General features: G+C 63.4%; 4 protein-coding genes. 2 read left to right on the top strand and 2 right to left on the bottom strand.

The window, feature by feature from the left end; genetic code table 11:
• Position 1 precedes the first annotated feature (1 nt).
• On the top strand, positions 2-292 hold the full coding sequence (locus AC5JJ6_RS05450) for a RidA family protein (protein ID WP_496041069.1): 291 nt from the start codon (positions 2-4) through the stop codon (positions 290-292).
• 38 nt (positions 293-330) lie between these two features.
• Here the strand turns inward: AC5JJ6_RS05450 and AC5JJ6_RS05445 are convergent, their stop codons facing one another.
• Positions 331-1,035, bottom strand: a complete 705-nt coding sequence (locus AC5JJ6_RS05445; RefSeq protein WP_496041068.1) for a cyclic nucleotide-binding domain-containing protein — start codon at positions 1,033-1,035, stop codon at positions 331-333.
• A 354-nt stretch (positions 1,036-1,389) separates the two neighbouring features.
• On the opposite strand from AC5JJ6_RS05445, the gene AC5JJ6_RS05440 reads away from it, so the two are divergent.
• Positions 1,390-2,508, top strand: a complete 1,119-nt coding sequence (locus AC5JJ6_RS05440; RefSeq protein ID WP_496041067.1) for a mandelate racemase/muconate lactonizing enzyme family protein — start codon at positions 1,390-1,392, stop codon at positions 2,506-2,508.
• A 51-nt stretch (positions 2,509-2,559) separates the two neighbouring features.
• On the opposite strand, the gene AC5JJ6_RS05435 is transcribed toward AC5JJ6_RS05440, so the two are convergent.
• On the bottom strand, positions 2,560-3,277 hold a 718-nt coding region (locus AC5JJ6_RS05435; RefSeq protein ID WP_496041066.1), incomplete at its 5' end, for a solute carrier family 23 protein.

Raw genomic sequence — 3,277 nt, 5'->3', positions numbered from 1 at the left:
CATCGTCTTCCTCGGCGGCATCATCGCCGACGACGTGACCGTGGGCATGTACGGTCAGGTTCAGCAGATCTGCAAGAAGCTGGATGCCGTTCTGGCCATGGCCGGCACGGACAAGACCAAGCTGCTTTCGGCCCAGCTCTTCGTCACCAAGATGGCGGCCAAGGAAGAGATGAACGCCGCATGGCTCGAGTGGCTGGACGGCAACGATTATCCGGCCCGCGCCACCATTGGCGTCGCCGACCTCGGCGATCCGGCTATCCTGATCGAGGTGGTGGTGACCGCGGCGGCCTGACGCCGGTTTCGCCTCCCGGATTGACGCCTCACCGGCGATCAGTCCGGGATCGGCGGCGCCATGGCGCAGGCCTCCCTCAGTTTTTGCAGGTCCGAGATCGTCACGGTACCGCCTAAGGTGCGGACACCGGACGGCCGCAGATTGGCGAAGGCGCGGGACAGGTTCTCGGGCGTCGTCCCAAGCCGGGTCGCGAGGAGCGCCTTTTCGACCGGCAGCGTCACGGTGACCGGTCCTTCGGGCTTGGCGGTCACCTGCGCCGCCAGCATGAGCAAGTAGCAGCCAAGGCGCTCGGTCGCGGAGTGGAGCTTTAGGTCCTTGATCTGCCGGACCAGCATCCTGTAGTGCCGGGAAAGCGAGGCGAGCATGCCTGCGGCCAGCTTGGCATTGGTCGAGACATGCTCGCGAAGCGCCTTCGCCGGGATCAGGAGCACGCGTGAGGGAGAGAGCGCCCTGGCCGCCATCAGGTAGGGCGCATCCGTCAGGACGGCGGCCAGTATGAAGGCTTCTCCGGGTTCCATGAACTCGACCACGACCTCCTTCTCATCCATGCCGCGCGCGGTCAGGCCGACCCGCCCGTCGATCAGCATATGAAGGAATTCAGGCCTGTCACCCTGACCGAACAGGACGGTATCGGCCGGCAGGTCGTGGACGACCGCAGCCTCCAGCAGCATATCCAGATCGTCGGCCGGCAGCGACTCGAAGACCGGGTGGCCGGCAATCCAGCTGCGATCCGAAACTTCCATCCCCCGGCCTCTTTCATGAAGTACAGCAGCGTTCAACTCATTGAATTCAGTTGCCGTTTATCAAAAAACAATTCCTAAATACCAGCATAAGCTTAACTGCGCGGTTCATTTTTTGAGCTCGAACCAGGCGGTCCTGCATTCCACTGGGGCCGCCAAGATGCCGAAGTTTCCATTCCACCGAGCAATGAAACCTTCGGCAGCCCGACTTTTTTCGTGAAGCACCGCGTCAGAGGCGGAAGGTCACCGTCATTCCGTCATCGCTTTGTATGCATTGGCGCGTGACCGGACGGTGGAAGGACTTCCACAAAATCAGAACTACTGTCGAGTAGCCATCGTAAGGAGGAACGCCAAAAGATGAAGATCACCGCAGTCGAACCGTTCATTGTCCACCTGCCGCTGACGGCAAGTTCGATTTCCGACTCTACCCACAGCATCACTCACTGGGGCGTCGTCGGGACGCGCATCGTGACCAGCGACGGACTGACGGGGTACGGGTTCACCGGGACCCATGCGCACCTGCCTTCGGACCGCCTGATCACGTCCTGCATCAGCACCTGCTACGCACCCTTGCTGATCGGGGAGGATGCGAACGACAGGACGCGGCTGTGGAACAAGCTGGCTCGCAGTCCGGCGCTTCAGTGGGTCGGCCGCTCGGGCATTACGCAACTGGCGCTGGCCGCCGTCGATATCGCCCTATGGGACATCGCCGCCAAGGCGGCCGGCGCGCCGCTCTGGAGCTATCTGGGTGGAGCCAGGACGGACAAGCTGGAAGCCTACAACACCGATATCGGCTGGCTGTCCTTCGATCTCGACACCATGCTCGACCTTACGCGGCGGGCCACTGAAGAGGACGGCTTCACCCGGATCAAGATCAAGGTCGGCCACGAAAATCCGGCTACCGACATCAAGCGGCTGGAGGCGGTTCGGCAGCGGATCGGGTCGGATATCCGCATCGCCGTGGACGGAAACGGCAAATGGGACCTTCCGACCTGCCGGCGGTTCTGCGCCGCGGCGAGGGATCTCGACCTCTTCTGGTTCGAGGAACCGACCTGGTACGACGACGTTTCCAGTCATGCCCAACTGGCGAGGTCGACCGAGATTCCCATAGCCCTGGGCGAACAGCTCTACACGGTGGACGCCTTCCGCAGCTTCATCGACGCGGAGGCCGTGGCCTATGTCCAGCCCGACGTGACCCGGCTGGGCGGCATTACCGAGTACATCCAGGTCGCCGACCTCGCCCTGGCCAACCGGCTGCCCGTAGCCCCCCATGCGGGCGAGATGAGCCAGGTCCATGTTCATCTGAGCTACTGGCACCCGGCCTCGGGCATTCTGGAATACATCCCCTGGATCAAGGACCACTTCGAAGAACCGATTTATGTCGAAGGGGGCATCTACCGCCTGCCCCAGCATCCCGGCGCCGGCACCACGCTGCTGGCCGATAGTCTTCAAACCTTCGGGAAGAGCCTGGCCTGAAGAAACCGGCGTAGGACTGCAAAGCGGCGCTGCCGGCGCCTGGACGCCGCCTCAATGACTGGCCGGCCAGTGCTCCAGCGCCGCGTCCTCGATCGTCTTTTCGCCGGATGAGGGGTGTGCGTTCAGGACGGCGTTCAGCAGGACCGCGCAGAGCGCGCCCAGCGTTATGCCGCTGTGGGTCAGGGGCGCCGTCCAATGCGGGAACTGGTCGAAGAAAGTGGGCGCCACCAGCGGGATCATGCTGACGCCCAGGCTGATCGCGACGATCAGCAGGTTGTTGCGGTTCTCGAAATTCACCTTGCCGAGGATCTTGATACCGGTCGCGGCGACCATGCCGAACATGGCGATGCCGGCTCCGCCGAGAACGGCTACCGGGATCGACGCCACGACCGTCGCCAGCTTGGGCAGCAGCCCCAGCGCCAGCAGGATGACGCCGGCCACTGCGACCACCCACCGGCTGCGCACGCCGGTCATCCCGACCAGACCGACGTTCTGGGAGATCGATGTGTGCGGGAAGGTGTTGAAGATGCCGCCGATCAGCGTGCCGATGCCATCGGTGCGGAGGCCCCGCGTCAGATCCGTCTCGCCGACCGGGCGGTCGGTCAGTTCGCCGAGCGCCAGGAACATGCCGGTGGATTCGACCATCACGACCAGCATGACGAGGCAGAGCGAGAGGATCGGTCCGATCTCGAACACGGGAGGGCCGAAGGCGAAGGGATAGACTACCGCGAACCAAGGAGCGTCGGACAATCCCGTGATGTTGACCATC

Source organism: Skermanella sp. (genome assembly GCF_059503625.1).
Note: the sequence above shows the minus strand (reverse complement) of the source record. Positions and strands in the feature narration are given on the sequence as shown.

Coding starts and splice junctions, on each gene's coding strand:
- AC5JJ6_RS05440 (WP_496041067.1), top strand. CDS start 1,390: ATGAAGATCACCGCAGTCGAACCGTTCATTGTCCACCTGCCGCTGACG.
- AC5JJ6_RS05445 (WP_496041068.1), bottom strand. CDS start 1,035: ATGGAAGTTTCGGATCGCAGCTGGATTGCCGGCCACCCGGTCTTCGAG.